Below are 24,512 nucleotides of genomic sequence, written 5' to 3' on the forward strand. Positions count from 1 at the left end.
GATTCGCGGCCGAGCGTAGATCCCCGTGGCGCAGGAGGGAATGCCTCAGCCGCCATCCCGGGTGAATGCACGGTGAACGGATGCCGCGATCCGGACGGCACGCACCCAACCGCCCTCCCCGCGCGCCCCGGACCGGCCGTCGGGGGACGGCCGGCCGGGGACCTGCGAGAAGGGCGGAGGAGCGTTCCGGATGTTCGGTCAGATCGCGTAGTCGTACTGCTCGGGGGCGTGCACGGTACCGCTCAGCTCGCGGGCCGCATACCGCACCCATGACGGGTTGCGCAGCAGTTCGCGCCCGAGGAGCACGGCGTCCGCGCTGCCTTCGGCGAGGATCTTCTCCGCGTGCTGCGGGTCGGTGATCAGGCCGACGGCCGCGACGGGAAGCGAGGTCTCCCGCTTCACGCGCTCGGCGAAGGGGACCTGGTAGCCGGGTCCGGTCGCGATGCGTGCGCGGGGGGCGTTTCCGCCGGTGGAGACGTCCAGCAGGTCGACTCCGTGCGCCCGGAGTTCCCCGGCCAGGCGCACGGTCTCGTCCGCGGTCCAGCCCTCGCGCTCGTCCTCGGCGTTCTCGGTGAGCCAGTCCGTGGCGGAGATCCGGAAGAACACGGGCAGGTCATCGGGCCATACCTCCCGTACGGCGTCGACGACCTGGAGGGCGAAGCGGACCCGGTTCCCGTAGCTGCCGCCGTACTCGTCGGTGCGGTGGTTGCTGTGCGGCGAGAGGAACTGACCGATGAGATAGCCGTGCGCTCCGTGCACCTCGGCGACCTGGAAGCCCGCTTCGAGCGCGCGGCGCGCGGCCTCGCGGAAGTCGGCGACGACTGCCTGGATCTCGTCGACGGTCAGCTCGTGCGGCACCGGGTATCCGGTGTCGAAGGGCAGCGGGCTGGGGCCGACGGGCGTCCAGCCGTGCGCTTCGGGGCCGACGGGTCCGCCACCGGTCCAGGGGGCCGCGGTGGATGCCTTGCGGCCGGCGTGTGCCAGCTGGATTCCGACGGCCGAACCCTGCGCCTTGACGAAGTCCGTGATCCGGCGGAACGCCGCGACCTGGGTGTCGTTCCAGATGCCAAGGTCGGCCGGGCTGATGCGCCCCTCGGGACTGACGGCCGTCGCCTCGGTGAGGATCAGACCGGTGCCGCCGGTTGCGCGGGCGGCGAGATGCGCGAAGTGCCAGTCGGTGGGGACACCCACGCCGGGCCCCTCCGCCGCGGCGCTGTACTGGCACATGGGTGCCATCCATACCCGGTTGGGCACGACAAGCGACCTCAGGGTGAAGGGCTCGAAAAGGGCACTCACGACGGACTCCGTTTCGCCGGGTACGGAAGGATCGCTAGTACGATACATCCCGTACTACGACGTCCGTCAAATTACGACGCCTCTCGTACAAGAGGGCGGAACGGAGAGCCGCGGCACCACGCCCCTCAGGTCAGGAGCCCCTCAGGTCAGCGGGTACGACGTACGGCCGGACGCTTCGTCGATCTCGTCGTGGGCCTTGGTCAGCAGCTTCATCGCCAGTTCGTTGAGTGCCCTGGCCCCCGCGATCTCCTCGCCCACCCTGGGCTGTTCGGAGTCCGAGGGATGGCGGCTGGCATAGCCGTGGGCGCGGACCTCGCTCCCGTCGGAGAGCCGCACGAGAGCGGCCGCGCGGGTGCGGTGGGTGTCCTCCTCGAATTCCAGCTCGATGTGCCATCCGACAGCCGTCTGTGTCATGGCGCTCACCTCCGGAGCCTCCCCTCCAGGGTGCGCCCCGCACCTTGGTGGCGCGCGACGGGACGGGGCGGCATGCGGACGGATACGCGGGCGCCCGCGGGCTCAGGCCCCGGGCCGGCGGCCGCGGCGGCGCAGTGTGATGAGGGCGTCGGCGTCGTAGAGCTGGTTCCAGCTGCGGCCGGCGCCCGACTTCCAGGTGATGTGGGCGGTGGCACCGTCGATCCGGACGGCGTCCACGGTCATGGCGCGGTCGCCGTCGCGTACGTCCCCGCGGCGCAGTTCGTCCGCCCTGACCGTGACCGGGTCCGCCGACCGTGCGCTCTCGGCCTCTTCCGCCGCGAGGACGAGAGCGGTGGCCAGTTCCCGGGCCCGGGCAGGGGTGCAGATCAGCGAGAGCTCTCCCGTCGGTGTGCCGGCCCTGATCTCGACCCCCGCACCGACGGGGGTGATCTCCAGGTGGCCGGCCGGCGCACCGGTGTCGTCGTTGCCGCTCTTCATTCGCTCTGCTCTCCCCTTGCCCGGACCCCGGGCTGCTCAGTGCAGCCGGAGGCTCTCCGGCGGGCCCAGGTAGCTGGGCTTGAGGCCGCCGGTGTCGACCACCAGGTTCTGCAGCACCACCGTGGGGTCGACCATCCAGAATTTCAGCACATGCACACCGGCGGCGGTGATGTGGTGCACCGTACTGGTGACGTTGACGTTGTCGGAGGTGTTGCGGGCCCACTGCGCGTTCATGGTGCCGTCGTCGGCACCCGTCACCTTGGTGACGTTCACCGGCTGCGGTGCGGCGTCGTCGAAGGAGACCGCGTACGTCAGTCCGTCGGTCGGCAGCGGATTGTTGCGGGGCGACAGATACGCGTGGACGGTGACCGGGCCGGTCGTGAACAGGCTGACCCGGTACTCCAGCCGCGGGCTGTTGCCGCCCGGCGTCTGCCGGGCGGCGGTGACCGGGAAGGGTTCCATCCCCGCGCCGGTCCGGCCGATGTCCGGAATGCGCTGCCAGCTGATGCCGCCGCCGTCGACGGCCCGGCTGTAGTGGTCGGCCTCGACGGAGACGTACCCGTTGGCCTCGACGAAGCCGTCCAGGCGTGAGCGGGACAGCTCCGGACGGTCGACGACCGCCTTGACGACCACCTCCGCCCCGTCCGGCCCGCTGACGGTGACCGGCACCTCGGTGACCCCCTTCGGAGCCCTGGCCCAGTCGACGCGCAGGGTGATCCGGTCCTGCCGGCCGACCCGGCCCCGGACGCGGTCGGCGGTCAGCCAGGAGGCACCGGTGCGCACGCGGTAGTCGAACGGGGCGCTGCCCCGGTTGAACACCTCGATGTACTGGGCGGGCTGGCTCTGGTACGGGCTGAAGACCGGCAGCACGGCCGGGCTCTGCTCGTGCGGCCACCATGCGGCCGAGCCGTCGACGGCCACGCCCATCTCGGCGCCGGCCGGCAGGTCGATGCGCTTGACCGCCGGGAAGAGCACGTCCTTGAGCGCGACGTTGTTGATCTCGGGCTGCTGCCAGGGGGCGTTCGGGCCGTAGCGGGCCACGTCGCCGTAGTCGATGTGCGGCTGGGTCTGGAAGCCCTGCCACTTGCCCCCCGCGACCTGGGTGTTGAAGCGGTCGGCCAGGGCCAGGTCGTCGGCGAGCCGGGCCTCGGCGGCGGCCGCGAGGTCGTTGGTGAGAGCCCGGCCCTGTGCGGCGTAGTGCAGGTTGGTGAACTCGGCCTCGCGCAGCGCGTACAGATTGGCGGTCGCCTGCACCTCGTAGCCGACCAGTTCGTACCAGGCGTCCTGGGTGGAGGCCGGCAGCCTGCGCCCGACCCGTTCGGCCTGGGCTCCGAGCGCCCGCCATTCCTCGGTGACCCGCTCCAGTTCGCGGTAGTCGACGATGCTGAACGGCGTCGCCCGGTCGTCGTAGACGATCGCCGAGCCGTCCGTGGCCGGGTCCTTCGCCGCGTCGACGGTGATCTTCCGGTTCAGGAGCTCGGGCTTGCGCCGCGACTGGAGCCGGGCGTACGCGCGCAGTACGGCGGCCACGTCGGCAGCCTGCTTCTCACCGAAGTTCTGCCGGGCGTACCGCTCCTCCCACTCGGGCAGCCGGTCCAGGGTCCAGCGCTCGGGGTTCCAGGCGTACTCCAGGAAGAACTGCGTGGGCAGTTCGTTGCCCTTGAGGTCGCCGACGTTGGTGATCCACAGTCCGTGGTTCCCGTAGGCGACGGACTGGTGGAGCTGGTCCCACATGTTGGGCAGGGAGGCGGTGTCCACCCACTTGTAGTTGCGGCCGACCCCCACGTAGTCGAAGTGGTAGTAGAGGCCGTAGCCGCCTTCGCGGGCGTCGTTCTTCAGGTCGGGCAGCTTGCGGATGTTGGCCCAGTTGTCGTCGGTGAGCACCACCGTGACGTCGTCGGGGACCCGCAGTCCGCGGTCCCAGTAGCGCTGGACCTCCTTGTAGAGCGTCCAGACCTGCGGAATGGTGGTGACGTCCTTGCCGGAGACCTCGGCCAGGATCTGCCGCTGGGTGGCGATGATCTCGGTCATCAGCTCGATGCCGTCGCCGTCGGGCAGGCTGACGTCGCCGTTGCCGCGCATGCCGAGGGTGACGACGCCCTCGAAGTCCTCGTCCTTCATCCGCCGGATGCCGTCGGCCCAGTAGGCCTTGATCGCCTCGGCGTTGCGGCGGAAGGACCATTCGCCGGTGCCGCCGTAGGGATCGTGGCCGGGGGTGGTGACGGTGCCCGCGCTGTCGCGTACCGCCGCGACCGCGTGGCGGTTCCACTCCTCGATGCCGCGCATCATGGGGGCCTCGTGCGAGGTGCCCATGACGACGCCGTACGCCTTGGCGGTGGCGTGGTTGAGCGGGTCGTCCTCGGCGAACGCGCGCCCCCAGACGGCAGGCCAGAGGTAGTTGGCCTTGAGCCGGAGCATGACCTCGAAGATCCTGGCGTAGAAGTCGGCGTTGAAGCCGCCCTCGAAGCCGGGCGCCTTGCCGGGGCCGAAGTAGGCGGGAGCCCAGGTGCCGAGCGCCGGGTTCTCGTCGTTGACGAAGAAGCCGCGGTACTTCACCGCCGGGGTGCCCTGGGTGTGCCGGCCGGGCAGCACATGTATCTCGTCCCGTTGTACGGGGACTACGTCGTCCCACCAGTACCAGGGCGAGACACCGATCCCGCGCGAGACGTCGTACGTACCGAAGATCGTGCCCCGCTGGTCGCTGCCCGCGATCACGAAGGCACGGTCGACGCCGGGCAGCGGCTTGTCCACGACGGTCTGGAGGCTGGTCTCCCACTTGCCACGGATCGCGGAGACGTCGAGCTTGCCCCGCGCGATGAGTCCGTCGATCAGCGGGCTGCGGCCCACGGTGCCGATGATGGTGATCTCGCGCCCCTTGGGCGCCGCGCCGTGCGAGAGCGCGGGACGGACGCCGGTGACCCGTTCGATGTCGCTCTGCAGGTCCCCCGCCACGCGGACGACGCCGGCCCAGTCGCGGTCGCTGACCAGGATCGGGGCCGCACTCCCGTTCCTGACCAGTGCGAAGCTGCCGCGCCGGGAGGTGAACGAGATGTACGCGCCGGGGTCCGTCGGCCGCGACGCAAGGCCGCGCCCGGTCGCGGATGCCTCTGCGGACAGGCCGAGGAGGGAGCCGAGAGGTGTCGCGGTGAGTGCGGCGAGGCCCAGTCCGAGCCCCAGCACTGCTCTGCGGCCTGTGTGCTGCGGGACGTTGTCGTCCATACTGCTCTCCTATTTGTTCATACTCATGACAAATTGGGTCGATGGCTGCCCGGAACAGTTCTCCGGGCATGGGCCGTGCCGGGTCAGCCGGCGGAGCCGGGCACCACGGGCTGCGGCTGCACGGCCGCGGCGGGCTCGTCGTCGCCGTCCGGGCCGGAGACCGCCGCGACGATCGCGTCGGCCGTCGCGTCGGGTTCGGGGGCGAGGAGGCCGACGACGACGTACACCACCAGCGAGGTCACCAGCGGGGTGACGATGATCAGGGTCTGGTCGGTGCTGTCGAGCACGAACTTCACCAGGACGTAGCCGATCAGCCCGAGCCCCCAGGAGGACAGAGCCGCCCGCGGACCGCACCGGCGGAAGAGGGGAAGCAGACCGAGAAGCATCGGGATGGAGATCGGGCCCATCACGGCGGCGACCAGGCCGACGATGATGCCCAGCACTCCCCCGAAGTGATCGGCCTCGATGGCGACGACCATGCTGATGCCGATGAACACGACCGTGCAGACCCGGGCGATGAGCAGTCCGGTCGCCGGGGGCAGGTTCCTGGCGCCGCGGACGAGGGCCGGAATGATGTCGCGGGTCACGACGGCGGAGACCGCGTTGGCATCGGAAGATGCCATGGCCATCGTGTGCGAGAACATCCCCGCGAGAGTCAGTCCCACCAGACCCGCCGGCAGATACGACTCCGCCATCAGCGCGTAGACCTTCTGCGGGTCGGTGATGTCCGGCAGCAGCACGGCCGCGGCGAGCGGCGGGAACAGCAGGACCGCGGGCCACACCACGTACAGCACGGCGGACAGTCCGGCCGACCGGCGGGCGGCCTTCGGGGTGTCGGTGGCCATGTATCGCTGGGCCAGGTTCCACATGCCGCCGTTGTACTCGAAGAGCTTCACCACAACGTACGCGCCGAGGAAGGTGGCGGTGTACGGCCCGACCAGCGGATGGCCGTGTCCCTCGGGCAGCCGGTGCCAGATCGTGCCGAGGCCGGATATGCCGTCGCCGAGCCTGTCGAGGACGACCCAGACCATGGCCAGGGCCGCGAAGCCCTGGATGATGAACTGGCCGAAGTCGGTGAGCGCGTCGGCCCACAGCCCCCCGACGGTGCAGTACAGCAGGGTGACCACGCCGGTGATCAGGATGCCGGCCGTCATGGACATACCGGTGAACACGTTGAGCAGGATCGCCACCGACGCCCATTTCGCGGCGACGTCGAAGACCTTGAGCAGGGCACCGCTCCACGCGAGCGCCTGCTGGGTGGGGACGTTGTACCGCTTGGCGAGGTACTCCAGCGGCGAGGCGACGGCGTACCGCTGCCGCAGCCTGTTCCAGCGCGGGGCGAACAGCCAGGCACCGACGCCGGTGCCGAGGGCGAGCGGCAGGAACGCCCAGACGTAGACGGTGATTCCGTAGCTGTAGGCGATGGCGGCGTACGCGACGAACACGGCGGCGCTGTACCCGGACATGTGGTGGGAGATGCCGGACAGCCACCAGGGCATCCGGCCGCCACCGGTGAAGTAGTCGCTGACGTCACCGACGCGCTTGTGCGACCAGAGACCGATGAGCAGCATCACCAGGAAGTAGCCGCCCAGGGCGGCCCAGTCGAGAGGGGCCATGAGAGATCCTCGATGTCCTGTGAAGGGGTGTGGGGCCGCGGAGCCGGTGGCGGGCTCCGCGGCGGGTCACCAGCGCGGTGACTTCTTCTCGTAGCCCGGGTCGATCCGCTGCATGTAGCCGGTGTCGTCCCGGTTGCGCAGACCGCAGCCGAGGTACTGCTCGTGCAGCCGGGCCAACGCGTCCCGGTCGAGCTCCACACCCAGCCCGGGCCCCTTGGGGACCCGGACCGCTCCGTCGGCGAACTCGAGCACGCCGGGCTCGACGACCTCCTCCGTCTTCCATGGCCAGTGGGTGTCACAGGCGTAGGTGAGGTGGGGTGTGGCGGCTGCCAGGTGGGTCATCGCGGCGAGACTGATGCCGAGATGGGAGTTGGAGTGCATGGACAGCCCCATGCCGAAGGTGTCGCAGATCCCGGAGAGCAGTCTGGAGCGGTGCAGACCGCCCCAGTAGTGGTGGTCGGAGAGCACCACCTGTACGGCACGCTGCTCGACGGCGGGCGCCAGATGCTCGAAGGCGACGACGCACATGTTCGTGGCGAGCGGGATCGGGGTCTGCCGCGCCACCTCTGCCATCCCCGTGAGTCCGGGCGTGGGGTCCTCGAGATATTCGAGGACCCCCTCCAGCCGGCGTGCCACCGCCACCGAGGTGGGCACGCTCCAGGCCGCGTTCGGGTCCAGCCGGAGCGGCACGCCGGGGAAGGCGTCGCGCAGGGCGAGGACCGCCTCGATCTCCTCCTCCGGCGGCCAGACGCCGCCCTTGAGCTTGACCGCGGTGAACCCGTACTCGGTGATCATGCGCCGGGCCTGGGCGACGACGGCGTCCGGATCCAGCGCCGCGCCCCAGTCGTCGGGGTCGGCGCCCGGGTGTCCGGCCCACTTGTAGAAGAGGTAGGCGCTGAACGGGACGGAGTCCCGCACCGCCCCGCCCAGCAGATCACTGACCGGGCGGCCGGCGGCCTTCCCCTGAAGGTCCAGACAGGCGACCTCGAACGGGGAGAACACCCGGTCGACGGCGCTGCTGGCCGTGATCATCCCGGTCAGTCCCGAACCGCCGGTGCCGTCGTCCCCGGCAAGGGCCTCGGCCACCTTCCGGTGCATGGCGCCGAGTGCGTACACATCCATCCCGGTGAGGGCGTCCGCGGCCGCCCTCAGGCGGCGCAGATGACTCTCGTCGGCGTAGGTCTCGCCGAGCCCGACAAGCCCTTCGCCGGTGTCGACCTCGACGATCGCCCGTAGTGCGTACGGTTCGTGCACGCCCACGGCGTTCAGCAACGCCGGGTCGCGGAAGGCCACCGGGGTGATTCTCACCCCGGTGATCCGGAGGCTGTCAGTCATCGCGGCGCCCCTGTGTGGCCGTTGTCATCGCATCCTCATCGGTCCCGGCCGGCGGCAAGCTTCAGGTCCTGGCTCATGGCGTTGTACGCGGCCTTGGCCCGGTAGTTCTCGTCGAGGACGTTCGCCGCACCCTCGCCCGTGAAGACGCCCGGAACCCAGGAGTACTTGTCGGTGAAGCCCCACACCGTGAAATCGGTGCAGTGCTCGGTCAGCAGGCAGCCCCGCAGCAGTACGTCGTAGGCCTCCGCCTGTGCCTCCAGCTCGGTGTTGTCGGCGGGCATCGGGATGCGGACGTCGGCCTCGGTGATCGCGGTCTCCAGGCCGAGGTCGTCGAAACGCTTCATGTTGGCGGCAATGTCGTGCGGAGCGTTGTACTGGACGTCCAGGTGTCCCTGGATGCCGACGCCGTGAACCGGCACGTGCTCCCTGCGGAGCTGTGCGACGAGGTCGTGGAGGGCATTGCTCTTGGCGTTGACACCCTCGACGTTGTAGTCGTTGATGAAGAGCGTGGCCTTGGGATCGGCCTGGTGCGCCCAGCGGAAGGCGTCCGCGATGTAGCCGGGGCCGAGCTTCTGCAGCCAGATGCTGTCGCGCATGGTGCCGTCGTCGTTGAATGCCTCGTTGACGACGTCCCACTGCCAGATCTTGCCCTTGAAGTGGGTCACCTCGTCGGTGATGTGCTTGTGCAGGATTTCCCGCAGCTCATCGGCCGTGAAGTCGCCGTTGTTCAGCCAGGCCGGAAGCTGGCTGTGCCAGACCAGGGTGTGGCCCCGGACCAACTGGCCGTTCTTCTTGGCGAAGTCCACCAGCTCGTCCGCGCCGGACCAGTCGTACGTGCCGCGCTGCGGCTCGACGACCTCCCACTTCATGACGTTCTCGGGGGTGACGGAGGTGAACTCGCCCGCCGCCTTGGCCCGGTAGGGCGCGTCCGCGGCCAGTGCCGCCATGTCGACTGCCGTGCCGATGCGCAGGCCGGCCCGCTTGCCGAGGCTGCCCAGGGTGTCGCTGACGGGGGGCTTGGGCTTGCCGTGCGATCCGGAGTGTTCCGGGGCCGCGGAGGCGCTGAGGGTGAAGGAGGAGACGAGCAGGGCCGCGGCGGTCGTGCCGATCACGGCGGCCTGGGTTGTCTTGCGCATGACATATCCCTTTCGGTGGGCGCGTGTTCGCCGGAACCTGAATGCCGGAATCGACGCGCGTTCGATGAAGATGCTTCGAAAGTTTCGTGAACCTCCCCGCATCCGGCGGGGAAGCCGCTCGGGGCAGCGGGGAGGTTCACGAAAAGGGATGGTGCGGCTGTGCGGGCGGTGCCGGTCAGCGCGCGGCCGGCTCCGGTACGGGTGCGGGCTCGACCGAGGTGCCACAGACCAGCCGTCGCCGGTGGTCGACGATGCGCTCGGGGCCGGTGAGCCGGAGCCGCAGGGTCCGGCGGATCCCGGCTGTGTCGCTGGAGGTGGCGAGCCGCAGTTCGAGGTCGCCTGGCTCGACGACGCGACGGCCGCCGATGCCGGTGAAGGACGCCAGATCCGCGTGGAAGCGGAACCGGACCCGGGCGGCCGCGCCGGCGGCGAGCGGGACCTTGGCGTAGCCGATCAGCCGCGCCTGCGGCCGGGTGGTCTGGGCAACCGGGTCGTGGAGGTAGAGCTGCACCACTTCGGCACCCTCGCGCTCCCCGGTGTTGCGGACCGTGACCTCGACGTCGGTGGAGCCGTCGGTGGGAATCTCGGCCGGGGCAGGATCGCCCTGCTCCCAGTCGAAGGTTGTGTACGACAGACCGTGCCCGAAGGGGTAGAGCGGTGTCGGGTCCAGGTTGCTGACCCCGCTCACCAGCCCCAGCGGCGGCTGCAGATACGTCCACGGCTGACCACCCGGACCTTGCGGCACGCACACCGGCAGCCGGCCGGAGGGGTTGACCCGGCCGGAGAGCACTCCGGCCAGCGCCGGACCGCCCTCCTCACCCGGGAAGAAGGCCTGCACGACGGCTGCCGTCCGGTCCGCCCACCGTCCCAGCCCGTACGGGCGGCCCGTCAGCAGCACCAGGACCACCGGGGTACCAGTGGCCAGCAGGGCCTCGAGGAGCTCGCCCTGTACACCGGGCAGCGACAGATCGGCCGCGTCGCAGCCCTCGCCGGACGTGCCGCGGCCGAAGAGACCGGCCCGGTCACCGAGCACGGCGACGCAGACATCGGCGTCCCCGGCCAGGCGGACGGCATCCGCGATGCCGGAGGTGTCCGTGCCGTCCACCTCGCAGCCGGCGGCGAAGTCGACGCCGGAGCCGGGGAACTCCCCGCGCAGCGACTCCAGCACCGTCGGCACGTCGATCCCCATATCGAACTCGGGGTGCGAGACGCCGACGTGGCTGGGGAAGGAGTAGCAGCCGAGCATGGCCAGCGCGTCGTCGGCACGGGGCCCGACCACGGCGATCCGCCCTGTGTCCCTCAGCGGCAGAGTGCCGCCGGGGTTGGCGAGCAGCACACAGGCCTGCTCGGCGAGCTCCCGGGCCAGGGCCCGGTTCTCCGGCGGGTCGAGGTCGACGGTGTCGCGGGCCTTCTCCGGGTCGGCTCCCTTCAGCGCGGCGGGCAGCGGCGACCAGTCCGGGTCGAGCAGTCCGAGTTCGCACTTCTGGAGCAGGACGCGGTGCAGGGCACGGTCGACGAGCGCCTCGTCCACCGCCCCGTCCCGTACGGCGGCGACGAGGACGTCGCCGTAACTGCGGACGGTGGGCAGTTCCACGTCGACGCCGGCTCCGAGGGCGAGCCGCGCGGCGTCCACTCGGTCGGCGGCGACCTTGTGCAGGGTCTCCAGGAAGCCGATGCCGAAGTAGTCGGCGACGACGGTCCCGGTGAATCCCCAGGTGTCCCTGAGAAGACCGGTGAGCAGGGCCGGGTCGGCGGCCGCTGGCACGCCGTCGATCTCGGCGTACGAGTGCATCACCGAACGCGCCCCGCCCTCCAGCAGGGCCATCTCGAAGGGCGGCAGGATCACGTCCGCCATCTCACGGGCCCCGGCCCGCACCGGCGAGAGGTTGCGGGCACCGGCCGAGGCCGCGTAACCGGCGAAGTGCTTGAGCGTGGAGATGATCCCGGCGGACTCCAGTCCACGGACGTACGCGGTGCCGATGGTGGCCACCAGATAGGGGTCCTCGCCGATGGTCTCCTCCACCCGGCCCCAGCGCAGATCGCGCACCACGTCCAGGACGGGCGCCAGCCCCTGGTGGACGCCGACTGCGCGCATGTCGGCGCCGATCCGGTGGGCCATCTCGGCGACCAGCTCCGGATTCCAGGCCGCGCCCCACGACAGGGGGACGGGGTAGGCGGTGGCGCCCCATGCGGTGAAGCCGGCCAGGCACTCCTCGTGGGCGAGGGCCGGGATGCCGAAGCGGCCGGCCTCGGCGATCCGGCCCTGGGCGCGGGCCAGGGCGAGGGCGCCGACGCCGGGGTCGACGGGGGCGGTGCCGAACGGCCGGGTGAGCTGGCCGAGGCCACGGGTCGTCAGGTCGTCCCAGTCCACCGGGTCGACCATGTCGTTCTGGTGCGGGGCGACCCCGTCGCCGTCGGCGTCGGCACCCACCCAGATTCCGTACAGCTGAGCGGCCTTCTCCTCCAGGGTCATCCGGGGGACCAGGTCGGCCACCCGCTCCTCCGGGGTGAGGGAGGGATCGCGCCAGGGGCCGTCGACGGCGGGTGCCGCTTCGGTCCTGCGGGCGTGCGGGACAGGGGGGATTGCCATGGCGGCAGGGGTTCCTCTCAAGAGTGCGGTGGTACGGGCGGCATGGAGGCGCTACTTGCCGCCCACCCCCATCAGTCCGTTGACCAGTGCCTTCCGTGCCACGAGGTACACAGCGAAGATGGGCACGACGGAGAGCACGATCGCGGCCAGCACGGCAGGGATGTTCATCCCGAACTGGGACATGAAGTTGAAGAGACCCAGCGTCAGCACGCGGTTCTCCTCCGACTGGGTCAGGATCAGCGGGAACAGGAAGCCGTTCCACGCCTGGAGGGCCGTGTAGATGGCCACGGTGCTGATGCCCCCCTTGGACATCGGGATCGCCAGCTGCCACAGCATCCGCAGCGGCGTGGCGCCGTCGAGTGCCATCGCCTCGTACATCTCCTCGGAGACGTCGCGCATGGTGCCGCTGAGGATCAGCACCGCGACCGGCATCGCGAACGCCGCGGTCGGCAGGATGATCGCCGGCAGGCTGTCGTACAGGCCCATCTTGCTGATCAGCAGGTAGAGCGGCACGATCACCGCCTGCGCGGGGATCGCGACGCCGAGCAGGAAGGTCCGGAAGGCGAGCGAGGAGAGCCGGCTCCGGGTCCGTACCGCGACATAGGCGACGGGTACCGCGAGCACGAGCACGATGACCACGGTGGACACCGCGACGATCGCGGTGTTGGTGAGCATCGTGGAGAAGCCGCTGTCCAGCACGGTGCGGTAGTTGTCGAGCGTGGGGTTGGTCGGGACGGCCAGCGGATCGCCGTTGAGCGCCTCGTCCTGGCGCATGAGCGACGAGGAGATCAGCGTGTAGAGCGGGACGAGCACAAGCACGAGCCAGACCATCGAGCCCAGACCGGCCAGTGGGTTGCCCCACTTCCTGCGGCGCCGGGCGGCGGCCAGCCGGCTTCGGGTCACGGGCGACGTGGGGCGCGCCATGGGGCGGGTGTCGATCGACATCTCGTCACATACCTTCCCGGGTGGACCGCATGTTCCCGAAACCGCTGAAGCGCACGAGGATCAGCGACAGGGCGGTGGCCACCACGACCAGGGCCGTCGCGATCGCCGCGGCATAGCCGAGGTCGTAGGTCTGGAAACCGGTCCGGTACATCAGGTACGGCAGCACGGTGGTGTCCGTGCCGGGGCCGCCCCTGGTCATGATCAGTACGGTGTCGAAGTAGGTCAGCGAGCCGACGATCATCAGGACCGAGGAGGTCGTGATGGTGTGACGCAGCTGCGGCAGGGTGATGTGGAAGAACTGCCGGAACATGCCTGCCCCGTCGATCTCCGCCGCCTGGTACAGGACCTGCGGGATCTGCCGGGTGCCGCCCTGGTAGATCAGGGTGTGGAAGGGCATGAACTGCCAGCCGCCGACGAACGCCACGGTGAGCAGTGCCCCGGTGGACGAGCCCATGACGTTGGGGTCGATGCCGACCCAGGGCCCGATCTTCTTGATCACGCCGAAGTTGGGGTCGAGCAGCGCGTGGAAGAGCATCGCGATGGCCGTGGTGGAGAGCAGCAGCGGAATGAAGAAGACCGCGGAGAGCACGGCCCGGCTGCGCTGCTTGCCGGCCGCCCAGACGCCGAGCAGCAGCGCCACCGGGGTCTGGAACGCCCAGCTGACCGAGGTGAGCAGCAGGCTCAGCCAGGCCGCCTGACGGAACTCCGGGTCCTTGAACAGCCGGGTCCAGTTGTCCATGCCGATCGGTGTCGGGGAGTTCAGCCCGTCCCAGTGGCAGAAGGAGAGATAGACGGCGATCGCCAGCGGGACAATCGCGAAGAGGGCGAAGAAGAGGATGCCGGGCAGGGCCCAGGCGACCGACGGGCGGCCGACGTTACCGGCGGCCGCCTTCCTTCCTCCACGCACCTTTTTGTACGAAGAGACGTGGGACATTGTTACTTGACGGCCTTCATAGCGGCGACGAACTGCTCGGGCGTGGACTTGCCGGCGAACAGCTTGCTGATCTCGGTGAGCAGCGGGGTGGCGTACCGGGACTCCAGTGCCTGGTCCCACGAGAGCGTGAAGCTCGGGGCCTTCTGGACCATGTTGTACTGGTCGGTCGCGTACTTCGGGTTGGGCGATCCGCTCAGCATGGAGGCGGCGTTGGACGTGGTCGGTACGTCACCGTTGTCGACCAGGGCCTGGGCGTAGGACTTGGAGGCCATGGTCTTGAGGAAGGCTATGGCCTCGTCCTTGTGCTTGGTACGGGAGTTGATCGACCAGTAGTTGGTCGGGTTGCCCACCACGTCCGCCGGGTCTCCGACGCCGCCGGCCACGGTCGGGAAGTTGGCCCAGCCGAGGTCGTTCTTGGCGAACTCCGGCGCCTTGCCGAGCTGGGTCGAGTACTCCCACGAACCCATCAGGTGCATGGCCGCCTTGCCCTTGCTGAGCAGGGTGGGGGCGGCACCGCTGCCGTAGTCGACGGAGTTGAAGTTCTTGCCGAAGGCTCCCCCGTCGACCAGTTCCTTGACGGTCTGGGCGGACTTGAGGACCGCGGGGTCGCCCCACGCGGAGGAGTCCCCGTTCTGGATCTTCCTGAAGACCTCGGGGCCGCCGATCCGGTCGAGCAGGTACTCCATCCACATCAGCTCGGGCCACTTCTCCTGGCCGCCGAGCGCGAAGGGGGTGATGCCCTTGGCCTTGAACGTGGTGATGGCCTGCTGCATGTCCTCCCAGGTCTTGGGAGCCTCCAGCTTGTTCTCGGCGAAGAGCTTCTTGTTGTAGAAGAGCATCACGGGCTGCATGCCGCGCATCGGCACCCCGTAGATCTTTCCGTCGAGGCTGCCCGCCTCGACGATGGACGGGAGGAAACCGTCCTTGAGGGTGGCGTCGTTCTTGACGGTCGAGGTCAGGTCGACCAGCTGGCCCGCGTCGAGGTACGGCTTGATGGAGCCGCCGCCCCAGTTGTAGAAGATGTCCGGGGCGCTGGGCGAACCCATGGCGCTGCGCAGCTTGTTGACGTACTCGGTGCCCGGTACCGGGATCAACTTGACCTTGACCTTCGAGGTCTTGTTGAACTCCTTGACCGCCGCCTCCTGGATCTTGACGGCGTCGTCACCGTAGACGTACGCGGTGAGGGTTCCGCCGCCGTCACCGCCGCTGTCGCCGCCCGATCCGCAGCCCGCCAGCACGCCTGCCATGACCATGGCCGCACCGGCCGCGGTCCATCTCGCCGCACGCGTACTCTGAGTGAATATTCCCGACCGCATGACCGCACCTCTGTCGAATGTTTCGGCGTTGCTTGCGAATGTTGCCGGAACCGTACGGTCGTGTTTCGGGCCAGTCAAGGGGTCGGGCGCGGAGAATTTTCCTCAGGGACCCGCTCCTCCCTCCTGGCACCGGGCAGTTACGATTCCCTGTATGAGCCCCGCAAACGTCCAGTCACATCAGGAGAAGGCGCCTGCCGGCGAGTCGTCGGACGGCACCGCCACCCTGGCGGAAATCGCCCGAGCGGCCGGAGTCTCGGCTCCGACAGTTTCGAAAGTGCTGAACGGGCGTGCCGACGTCGCCCCCGGCACGCGCACCAAGGTGGAGGAGCTGCTGCTCCTGCACGGCTACCGCCGCCGGCGCGGTTCCACGACCCAGTCGCAACTGATCGATCTGGTCTTCCACGAGCTGGACAGCGCGTGGGCGATGGAGGTCGTGCGCGGCGTCGAGAACGTCGCGCGCGAGGAAGGTCTGAGCCTGGTGCTCTCGGAGAGCGCGGGCCGCCTCACCCCGGGGCAGACCTGGGTGGACGGCGTACTGGCCCGCAGGCCGGTCGGGGTCATCCTGGTCCTGTCGGACCTCACCGCTGCCCAGCGCGCCCAATTGACCAGCCGCAGCATCCCGTACGCGGTGGTCGACCCGGCCGGTGATCCTGGCGACGACGTCCCGTCGGTCGGGACGACGAACTGGCAGGGCGGGCTCGCCGCCACCCGCCACCTCACGGGGCTCGGGCACCGCAGGATCGGGGTCATCAGCGGACCGTCGCGCATGATGTGCAGCCGCGCCCGGGTGGACGGCTACCGCGCCGCCCTGGAGACCGCGGGCCTGCCGATCGACCCCGACCTGGTCCGCGAGGGCGAGTTCCAGCACGAGGCGGGCTACGCCACGGGCATGGAGCTGCTGCGCATGGCCGACCGGCCGACCGCCATCTTCGCCGGGAACGACCTGCAGGCGCTCGGCGTGTACGAGGCCGCGCGCGAACTGGGACTGCGCATCCCCGAGGACCTCAGCGTGGTCGGCTTCGACGACCTGCCGCTGACCCGGTGGATCGGGCCGCCGCTGACCACGGTGCGCCAGCCGCTCATAGAGATGGCCGAGACAGCGGCCCGGCTGGTCCTCGACCTCGGCCGGGGCCGGCAGCCCGCGACCACCCGGGTCGACCTGGCCACCAGTCTGGTGGTGCGCAGCAGCACGGCCGCCCCCGGCCGCTGAACATTCCCGTTGCGACGGCGGGCGCACGTACGTACCGTCGCCCGGCATGAAGACTCCTGTCCTGCGCACGCGGCGATTGCTGCTGGAGCCGTACACGCCCGCCGACGAGGAAGAGTTCGTGGCGCTCTTCCAGGACGCCGGCGTGGCGCGCTGGATGGGCGACGGCCTGGCGCCGGAGGCCGAGGACCGGGCACTGTTCGGGCGGCTCTTCACGAAGGTGTACGCGCAGGACCTGTTCGGCGTGTGGCTGGTGCGGCACGGCGGGCGCGCGATCGGGCACGCGGAGATCAAGCCGTCCCCCACCCCCGGGGTGGACGGCCACGAGATCGTCTATGCCGTCGCACCCGCGGCGTGGGGGCAGGGGCTGGGCACCGAGATCGCCGAGACGTTGGTCGCCCATGGCTTCGGCACCCTGGGCCTGGCCGAGGTGCACGCGACCGTGGACGCCTCCAATGAGGCGTCGCTCGCCCTGCTGAGCCGGATCGGCTTCCGTCATGTCCGTGACATCACCGAGGACGACGGGGCCACGACCCGCCTCCTGACCCGCCCGAAGCTGCCCTGAGCGGACCTGGACGCCAGAGCCCCCGCCCCTGCTTCGCGGCGCACGCCGCCGCCCACGACGGAAGCGGCAGTGTCCGGAGCCGTCCTGCGCGCCACTGTCAGTGGCCGGGTGCAGACTGGCCCGTATCCGGCACAACGGCGTTTCGGGAGGTTCGGTCATGACCGATGTTCTGCTCACCGTCGGCACCCGCAAAGGGCTCTTCATCGGCCGCAGGCGCGGCGCGGAGTGGAAGTTCGAGGGCCCGCATTTCAATGCGCAGGCAATCTACTCGATCGGCATCGACAAGCGCGGAGACGTTCCCCGTCTGCTGGTCGGCGGCGACAGCGCACACTGGGGCCCCTCCGTCTTCCACTCCGACGATCTGGGTGCGAGCTGGGTCGAGCCGAAGCAACCGGCGGTGAAGTTCCCGGAGTTCACCGGGACGTCGCTGGAGCGGGTCTGGCAGCTGCACCCGGCGGGCCCCGAGGCGCCCGACGTCGTGTACGCGGGCACCGAGCCGGCCGCCCTGTTCCGTTCGCGGGACAGGGGCGAGTCCTTCGAGCTGGTGCGCCCGCTCTGGGAGCATCCGACGCGCTCCAAATGGGTACCGGGCGGCGGCGGCGAGGGGCTCCACACGGTACTGACGGACGAGCGGGACCCGCAGTCGGTCACGGTCGCCGTCTCCACGGCCGGTGTCTTCAGGACGGCGGACGGCGGCGAGAGCTGGGTCCCGGCCAACAGAGGGGTGTCGGCGGTCTTCCTGCCCGATCCGGACCCGGAGTTCGGTCAGTGCGTCCACAAGGTCAGCCGGGACGCCGCCGACCCCGACCGGCTCTACCTGCAGAACCATTGGGGCGTGTTCCGCAGCGACGACGCCGGGGACCACTGGACGGACATCGGCACGGGCCTGCCCTCCGACTTCGGCTTCGCGGTGGCGGCGCACCCGCACCGCGCGGACACGGCGTACCTCTTCCCGATCAACGCCGACGCCGACCGGGTGCCGGCCGAGCACCGCTGCCGGGTCTTCCGGACCACCGACGCGGGCAACAGCTGGGAACCCCTGTCGTCGGGGCTGCCGGACGGTGCGCATTACGGCACGGTGCTGCGCGACGCGCTCTGTACGGACGACGCCGATCCGGCCGGCGTGTACTTCGGCAACCGCAACGGCGAGGTGTACGCGAGCGCGGACGACGGGGACAGCTGGCAGCAGCTCGCCTCGCATCTGCCGGACGTGCTGTGTGTCCGGGCGGCCACCGTCGAGGGGTGACCCGGGGGCGCGCGCCGACGGTGAACCGGGGGCGCGCCCCGATGGTGACCGGGCGTCGTTCCGGCGGTGGGCGGAGGGGTCCCGCCCCTGACAGAGCGGTGCGGTGACGGGTCCGACTCTGGCAGGCCGGTGCGGTGACGGGCCCGGCTACGGCAGGCGCCAGTCCACCGGCTGCGCCCCCTGGCGGGTCAGGAGCTCGTTGGCCTTGCTGAAGGGTCGCGACCCGAAGAAGCCGCGGTCCGCCGACATGGGTGACGGGTGGGCGGACTCGACCGCCGGGAAGTCCCCCAGTGACGGCAGCAGATTCCGTGCGTCGCGGCCCCACAGGATGGACACCAACGGGGTGCCCCGCGCGACCAGCGCCCGGATGGCCTGCTCGGTGACCTCTTCCCAGCCCTTGCCCCGGTGGGCGGCGGGCTTGCGGGGTGCGGTCGTCAGTGCCCTGTTCAGCAGCAGCACGCCCTGCCGCGTCCACGGGGTCAGGTCGCCGTTCGACGGGCGGGGCAGCCCCAGGTCCGTGTGCAGCTCGCGGTAGATGTTCTCCAGGCTGCCCGGAAGCCCGCGAACCTCGGGTGCGACCGCGAAGCTCAGCCCGATGGCCATGCCCGGTGTGGGGTACGGGTCCTGACCGACGATCAGCACCCGCACCTCGTCGAAGGGCTGCTGGAACGCGCGGAGCACGTTCGCCCCCGAAGGCAGATACGTGCGGCCCGCCGCGACCTCCGCACGCAGGAAGTCCCCCATCTCGGCGATGCGCCCCGCCACGGGGGCCAGTGCCTGGGCCCAGCCGGGCTCCACAACTTCGTTCAACGGTCGCGCTGTCACAGGACTCACCCTACCGGCGTAACGGCAGGTGCCGTGCGAGTCCCCCGCCCCCGGTGAACTCGCAGGCCGGACAGGACTGTCGCGACACCCCAGGCGCTTCGCGAAGCGCCTGGGGATAGGCTGCCGCCGTCATTCCTCTGCTTACGGGAGCCGCTCCATGGAGTCACACCGGCATGCGCCCGGGGAGTACGTGCTCGGGGTCGACTCGGGCGGTTCCGGGCTGAGGGTGGCACTCGGCACGGTGGGCGGGGACGCGGCCCTGGACACAGTGGTGTGCGCCGAACCGGTACGGACCGGGCCCTCCGGCATCGACGCCGCCCACCTCCTCGATCAGTTGCTGCCCGCGGCCCGGCAGCTGCTCGCCCGGCACGGCGGCGGCGGCCTGATCGCCACCGCGGCCATCGGGGCGGCGGGCATGGCCACACTCGGCGAACAGCTGCGCGCCGAACTGCCCACGGCCCTGGCGGACGCGCTCGGGCTTCGGCAGCTGGCGCTCGCCGCCGACGCGGTGACGGCGTACGCGGGGGCGGTCGGACAGCGGCCCGGAGCGGTCGTGGCAGGCGGCACCGGTCTGATCGCGCTGGGCACGGATCTCACACAGTGGCGCAGGGCCGACGGCTGGGGTCATCTGCTGGGCGACAGCGGAGGCGGCGCCTGGATCGGGCGGGCCGGGCTCGACGCGGCGATGCGCGCCCATGACGGGCGGCGCGGCGGCTCCCCGGCCCTGCTGGCCCGGCTGGAGGCGGTGTTCGGCCCGGCGGTGGAACTGCCCGGCCTGCTCTATCCGCGTACCGACCGGCCCGCGGTCCTGGCCTCGTTCGCTCCCGAGGTGGCCGCGTGCGCGGCCCACGATCCGGTCGCCGAGGAAATCCTCCGCGACGCCGCCGAACACATCGCCGCAGCGGCCGCCGCCGTGTGCCCGAAGGCCGGAGCGGACGACGAGGAATGCGAAGTCGCACTCACGGGTGGCCTGTTCCTGATGGGCGAGCCGCTGCTCGTACCGCTGCGCGAGGAACTGGGACGGCAGCTGCCGCACGCACGGGCCGTCCCCGGTTCGGGTGATCCGCTGACCGGTTCGCTGCGCATCGCGCAGGCGCTGGCCACGGAGGGTCTGCGGCTGCCGCTCCATCCCACGCTGCTCCGGGTCACCGTGTCAGGGCAGGAACCCGGTACCCCCCAGGGGGCCACAGAGCGGGGTAGTCGACCGGTAAGCCACTGATCGGATAAATACGGACAGACAACGCTCGACCGGCCCCTCCCTGAGCAGCGGGGTACCCAAAACCAGTAGCATGCGGCGCCATGAGCACCCCCACTGGGCCCGCTTCCGGCCTGCCTGTACGAATGCCGCGACCTCGCCAGTCCGGACGGCACCGCCGCCCGGAGCCCGTGGTCGCACCTGAGGGCGCTGCCGCGCTCGTTCTTGCCGTTCCCGGTACCCCCTCCTCGGCCAGCCGCAGTCTGGCCGAAGAGGTGATCAGCATCGCCCGCTCCGAGCTCCCCGGTCTGAACGCCCTGATCGGCTACCTCGACGGCGACGACGCCGAGTACCCCACTCTTGCCTCCGTTCTCGCACACGCCGCCGCCGAGCGCATCGCGCGCTTCGAGCAGGCCAAGGCCGTCGGCCGCGAGGTCGCCGAGCCCGAAGGCCCGGCCGCCGTCGTGGTGCCGCTGCTCGCGGGACCCGACAGCACGCTGGTGCAGCGGATACGCCGTGCGATCGAGGACAGCCAGGCTCCGGCCGAGCTGACCGATGTGCTCGGCCCGCACCCGCTGCTCGCCGAGGCACTGCACGTGCGCCTCTCCGAGGCCGGTCTCGCCCGCGCGGACCGCGCCAGGCTGTTCACCGTGGCCACGGCCGCCGACGGCATCGTGCTGGCCACCGTGGGCGGCGAGGAGGCCGTGCAGGCTGCGGGGATCACCGGCATGCTGCTGGCCGCGCGGCTGGCGGTGCCCGTGATGGCCGCCGCGCTCGACGTCGAGGGCTCGGTCGCCTCGATCGCCGAGCAGCTGAGGGGCTCCGGCTCGCTGCAGCTGGCCGTGGCGCCCTACCTGGTGGGTCCCGAGGTGGCCGACGGCCTGCTGGACGCCGCGGTGAAGGAGGCGGGCTGCGCGAGCGCCGAGCCGCTCGGCGCGTACCCGGCGATCGGCAAGCTGGTGCTGTCGATGTACATGACCACGCTGGGCATCGCTCCGGCGGTGGCTCAGGGGGCTCAGGTCCACTGATCCACGCCGCAGGCCGGGTGCGCCGTCCATCGCGGGAGCGGGGTGGCCGACGCACCCCGCTCCGCCCGTGACGCACATACGCCCCGGGGCCCGTTCACGGGCCCCGGGGCGTATGCCGTTCCTCAGGCGAAGATCACGCAGGAGGCCGCCGGGACCTCCAGGGACCCCTTCGGCGCCGGGACACCGGTCTCCGGGTCCACGGCGAACCAGCTGACGTTCCCCGACCGCTCGTTGGCGGCGTACAGCCGCCGGCCGGTGGGGTCGAGGGCGAGGTCGCGCGGCCAGTGCCCGCCACAGCTCACGGTCGTGACCAGGGACGCCTGCTCCCCCGTGGCGTCGAGGGCGAGCACGGAGATGCTGTCGTGCCCGCGGTTGGCCACCCAGAGGAACCGGCCGTCGTGCGCGACGACGACCTCGGACGGATAGCTCGCCGGGCCGGCGGCGCCGCGCGCCTCCGAGGGCAGCACGGGCGCCTCACCGACGGCTTCCAGGAGCCCGGCGGCGGCGTCCCACCGGCACACCGTGACGGTGGGCTCCAGCTCGTTCAGCACATAGGCGTGGCCGCCCGCGGGGTGAAACGCGAGATGGCGTGGCCCGGTGCCGGGCCGCAGCACCGTCTCACCGTGCAAGCGCAGCTCCCCGGTGTCCGGTTCGAGCGCGCAGATCCGTACGGAGTCGGTTCCGAGGTCGACGCTGAGCACCCAGTTTCCCGACGGGTCGGGGAGGACCTGGTGGGCGTGCGGTCCCTCCTGGCGTGCGACGACCGGACCGCTGCCCTCGTGCGCGAGGACACAGCCGGCCTCGCCGACCGAGCCGTCCGCGAGCACGGGCAGGACGGTGACGCTGCCGGAGCCGTAGTTGGCGGTGACCACATGGCCGCCCGCCAGTGCGAGGTGGGTGGGGCCGTTGCCGTCGACCAGCCGGGTCTCCCCGAGGGGCCGCGGGACGTCCTGACTGATGTCGAGGGCCGCTGCCGCACCCTTCTCGGTCTCGCTGACCGCGTAGAGAACCGCGCCGCCGGGGCCGGTGCCCCGGCCGAGCGCGAGGTAGGAGGGATCGGGTACGGCGTCCGTCGCACCGAGGACGGTGAGCGCCCCGGTCTCCTCGTCCACGGCGGCGACGGTGATGCCGCGCCCGCCCGCCGAGGTGAACGACCCGATGAATGCCCGCCCGGCACCGTTGTTGCTGTCCACCGCACTGCCTCTCTCCGCCGACTGACCGCGACGACGACGGCCGCCGCGATCTTCCGCGGCGACCGTAGCAGTGCTGCCTTTTGGTCTGGACCAGGGGTACGGAGTCAGGGGTACGGAGTCGGGGGCGGGATGGACCGGGTTGCGGGATCAGGCCGGGAGGAGAGGCGCGCGGGGCGCGGCGTGGAGAGGTGCGGCCAGTTCGGCGAGTGCGCGCTCCAGGCCGTGGAGGTGGGCGAGTGCGGGCGTGGCTGCCGCGTGTGCCGGGAGGCCCCCGGTCACCGTGGTGCGGGCCGGGCGCTCGGGCGCGGTGAGCGCCTCCACGGCGCTCTCGACGCGCCAGCAGGCCGCGGCGAGCCGGGCGTCGTGGGAGGCTTCCGGGTCCGCCGCCACGGAGGCCAGTCCGCGCACTTCACGCGCACAGTCGTCGAGCAGGGCGAGCACGTGCCGTGCCCGTCGTTTGCGGGCCCTCATCGGGTTGAGCGGGTGCACCAGCGGAGCGAGCGACAGGCGCACCCGGCCGAGGATCGCCTCCAGTTCACCGACCCGCCGCGGTGGGTCGGCATCCTCGCTCCCGGCGAGCCGTGCGGCCGCCTCCGCCGTGCACGTGTGCACGCACCGCAGCGCCCGCTCCACCCACACCTCGGTCACCGAGTGCGTGGTGACCGGCAGCACGAACAGCACCGCCAGTACGGCACCGAGCGCCCCGACCCCCGTCTCGGTCACCCGCAGCATGAGCAGATCCGCGTCGAGCACACCGAGCAGTCCGTACAGCATGCTCGCCATCACGGTCACGGCGAGCATCATCCAGGTGTAGGAGACAGCGGCGGCATAGAAGATCCCGAACACGCTGATCGCCACGACCACGGCGGCCACGACCGGCTCGTGGTGCAGCGGCACAGCCACGGCGAAGCCCATGCCGATCCCGAGCACCGTCCCCAGGAATCGCCTGAACCCGCGCACGACGGTCTCACCCCTCGAGGTCGTGGCCACGAACACCCACCAGGTGGCGCCGACCGCCCAGTACCAACGCTGGTCGGAGAGCACCTGCCCCACGGCGAGCGCGAACCCTGAGCCCAGCGTCGCCTGCACGGCCTGCCGTGTCGTGATCCGCGCGAGCCCCGCTCCCCCGGCAGGGAGGGCGACTGCCACGGGTGCCGCAAGGCGCCGCTCGTAGCACCACACCCCGAACCGCACCACCGACGACGCGACGAGCGACAGCAGCACGGCCACGTACAGCTCGGGCAGCCGGCCGGGAACGGTGTGCAGGAACTGGGCGGAGAAATAGGCCATGAAGCCGAACACGCCCAGCGAGTGCCCGCGAGGTCCCCACCGCCGCGCGTAGACCCCCGCCCCCACGACCGCGAGGAACGCCAGGTCGCGCGCGACGGGCACATCGTGCAGCACGGCCGCGAGCGTGAGCACCGGGAGGCCGACGACGGGGAGGAGCGCGGTCGTGGCCGCCTGTCCACGCACCGTCGGGTCGGTCACCGTGAACAGGGCGAGCAGCGCGGCCAGGCCACCGGTGATGGCCGCCGCCAGCGAGTGCCCGGCCGCCCCGCACAGCGTCACGGCGAGCCCGATGCCGAGCACAGCCCGGGACGCGAACCGCAGCCGGATCCGCCCCGGATCGTGTGCGACGAACGCCCTCTTCAGCACGTTGCCCCGCCCCTTTCGCGCATGGATCAGCGCAGACATGAAAAAAGCGCCACACAGATCCCGGGGGGACCCGCAGCGCCATTGATAGAACCATTCCAGCACCTGAAGAGCTAATGGTTCAACTTGGACCAGCACCTATGGACCAATGGCCCATGATCTCCACACCTTGCCGGGCCACAGCAGAGCCAACGGACCAGCCTGCCGCGACGCCCTCACTCACCGGACCCGATTGCGTTCCGCGCTCGCGGGCCGCCCTTCCGGTCCGAGGCCCGTGGGCGCAGGATGCCCCGGGGCGGAT

19 protein-coding genes are annotated in these 24,512 nt (G+C 70.9%); 5 read left to right on the top strand and 14 right to left on the bottom strand.

Annotated elements, in window-relative coordinates:
• Positions 1-198: 198 nt before the first annotated feature.
• From ACIOEW_RS32475 to ACIOEW_RS32525, 11 genes are all read right to left on the bottom strand, one after another.
• Complete coding sequence (locus ACIOEW_RS32475; protein WP_401968201.1) at positions 199-1,296, bottom strand: NADH:flavin oxidoreductase/NADH oxidase; 1,098 nt, start codon at positions 1,294-1,296, stop codon at positions 199-201.
• A gap of 141 nt (positions 1,297-1,437) precedes the next feature.
• Positions 1,438-1,710, bottom strand: coding sequence for a DUF1876 domain-containing protein (locus tag ACIOEW_RS32480; RefSeq protein ID WP_219572999.1), 273 nt, complete (start codon positions 1,708-1,710; stop codon positions 1,438-1,440).
• Between the two features lie 102 nt (positions 1,711-1,812).
• A complete protein-coding gene (locus ACIOEW_RS32485; protein WP_401968204.1) occupies positions 1,813-2,208 on the bottom strand; it encodes a hypothetical protein in 396 nt (131 codons plus the stop codon).
• Positions 2,209-2,244: 36 nt separating this feature from the next.
• Positions 2,245-5,427 carry a glycosyl hydrolase 115 family protein gene (locus ACIOEW_RS32490; RefSeq protein WP_401968206.1) on the bottom strand — a complete coding sequence of 1,061 codons (3,183 nt, stop codon included), beginning with the start codon at positions 5,425-5,427 and terminating at the stop codon, positions 2,245-2,247.
• An 83-nt stretch (positions 5,428-5,510) separates the two neighbouring features.
• On the bottom strand, positions 5,511-7,043 hold the full coding sequence (locus ACIOEW_RS32495; protein WP_362552846.1) for a sodium:solute symporter family protein: 1,533 nt from the start codon (positions 7,041-7,043) through the stop codon (positions 5,511-5,513).
• A gap of 66 nt (positions 7,044-7,109) precedes the next feature.
• Positions 7,110-8,378: a glucarate dehydratase family protein gene (locus tag ACIOEW_RS32500; protein ID WP_401968208.1), complete on the bottom strand. Its 1,269-nt coding sequence runs from the start codon at positions 8,376-8,378 to the stop codon at positions 7,110-7,112.
• 35 nt (positions 8,379-8,413) lie between these two features.
• A complete protein-coding gene (locus ACIOEW_RS32505; protein ID WP_401968211.1) occupies positions 8,414-9,514 on the bottom strand; it encodes an endo-1,4-beta-xylanase in 1,101 nt (366 codons plus the stop codon).
• A gap of 175 nt (positions 9,515-9,689) precedes the next feature.
• Positions 9,690-12,104 (bottom strand): glycoside hydrolase family 3 N-terminal domain-containing protein, encoded by a 2,415-nt coding sequence (locus tag ACIOEW_RS32510; RefSeq protein ID WP_401968214.1) that lies wholly within the window; start codon positions 12,102-12,104, stop codon positions 9,690-9,692.
• Positions 12,105-12,155: 51 nt separating this feature from the next.
• Positions 12,156-13,049 (bottom strand): carbohydrate ABC transporter permease, encoded by an 894-nt coding sequence (locus ACIOEW_RS32515; RefSeq protein ID WP_362552858.1) that lies wholly within the window; start codon positions 13,047-13,049, stop codon positions 12,156-12,158.
• Between the two features lie 4 nt (positions 13,050-13,053).
• Positions 13,054-13,983 (bottom strand): sugar ABC transporter permease, encoded by a 930-nt coding sequence (locus ACIOEW_RS32520; RefSeq protein WP_362552861.1) that lies wholly within the window; start codon positions 13,981-13,983, stop codon positions 13,054-13,056.
• Positions 13,984-13,985: 2 nt separating this feature from the next.
• Positions 13,986-15,236 (bottom strand): extracellular solute-binding protein, encoded by a 1,251-nt coding sequence (locus tag ACIOEW_RS32525; protein ID WP_401968217.1) that lies wholly within the window; start codon positions 15,234-15,236, stop codon positions 13,986-13,988.
• A 214-nt stretch (positions 15,237-15,450) separates the two neighbouring features.
• On the opposite strand from ACIOEW_RS32525, the gene ACIOEW_RS32530 reads away from it, so the two are divergent.
• From ACIOEW_RS32530 to ACIOEW_RS32540, 3 genes are all read left to right on the top strand, one after another.
• The gene (locus ACIOEW_RS32530; protein WP_362552864.1) at positions 15,451-16,509 is read left to right on the top strand and encodes a LacI family DNA-binding transcriptional regulator; all 1,059 of its coding nucleotides are present in this window, start codon (positions 15,451-15,453) and stop codon (positions 16,507-16,509) included.
• A 46-nt stretch (positions 16,510-16,555) separates the two neighbouring features.
• On the top strand, positions 16,556-17,071 hold the full coding sequence (locus tag ACIOEW_RS32535; RefSeq protein WP_362552867.1) for a GNAT family N-acetyltransferase: 516 nt from the start codon (positions 16,556-16,558) through the stop codon (positions 17,069-17,071).
• Positions 17,072-17,228: 157 nt separating this feature from the next.
• Positions 17,229-18,317: an exo-alpha-sialidase gene (locus ACIOEW_RS32540; RefSeq protein WP_362552869.1), complete on the top strand. Its 1,089-nt coding sequence runs from the start codon at positions 17,229-17,231 to the stop codon at positions 18,315-18,317.
• 147 nt (positions 18,318-18,464) lie between these two features.
• Here ACIOEW_RS32540 and ACIOEW_RS32545 read toward each other — a convergent pair whose 3' ends face one another.
• Positions 18,465-19,142: a uracil-DNA glycosylase gene (locus ACIOEW_RS32545; protein WP_362552872.1), complete on the bottom strand. Its 678-nt coding sequence runs from the start codon at positions 19,140-19,142 to the stop codon at positions 18,465-18,467.
• 157 nt (positions 19,143-19,299) lie between these two features.
• On the opposite strand from ACIOEW_RS32545, the gene ACIOEW_RS32550 reads away from it, so the two are divergent.
• Together ACIOEW_RS32550 and ACIOEW_RS32555 are read left to right on the top strand one after the other, a co-directional pair.
• Positions 19,300-20,361, top strand: a complete 1,062-nt coding sequence (locus ACIOEW_RS32550; RefSeq protein WP_401968222.1) for an N-acetylglucosamine kinase — start codon at positions 19,300-19,302, stop codon at positions 20,359-20,361.
• An 80-nt stretch (positions 20,362-20,441) separates the two neighbouring features.
• Positions 20,442-21,365: a hypothetical protein gene (locus tag ACIOEW_RS32555; protein WP_362552878.1), complete on the top strand. Its 924-nt coding sequence runs from the start codon at positions 20,442-20,444 to the stop codon at positions 21,363-21,365.
• A gap of 122 nt (positions 21,366-21,487) precedes the next feature.
• On the opposite strand, the gene ACIOEW_RS32560 is transcribed toward ACIOEW_RS32555, so the two are convergent.
• Positions 21,488-22,558, bottom strand: a complete 1,071-nt coding sequence (locus tag ACIOEW_RS32560; protein ID WP_401968224.1) for a lactonase family protein — start codon at positions 22,556-22,558, stop codon at positions 21,488-21,490.
• Positions 22,559-22,705: 147 nt separating this feature from the next.
• Positions 22,706-24,214: an FUSC family protein gene (locus tag ACIOEW_RS32565; RefSeq protein WP_401968475.1), complete on the bottom strand. Its 1,509-nt coding sequence runs from the start codon at positions 24,212-24,214 to the stop codon at positions 22,706-22,708.
• Between the last annotated feature and the right edge of the window lie 298 nt (positions 24,215-24,512).

The sequence above is a fragment of the Streptomyces sp. NPDC087901 genome, from assembly GCF_044742205.1.
GTDB lineage: Bacteria > Actinomycetota > Actinomycetes > Streptomycetales > Streptomycetaceae > Streptomyces.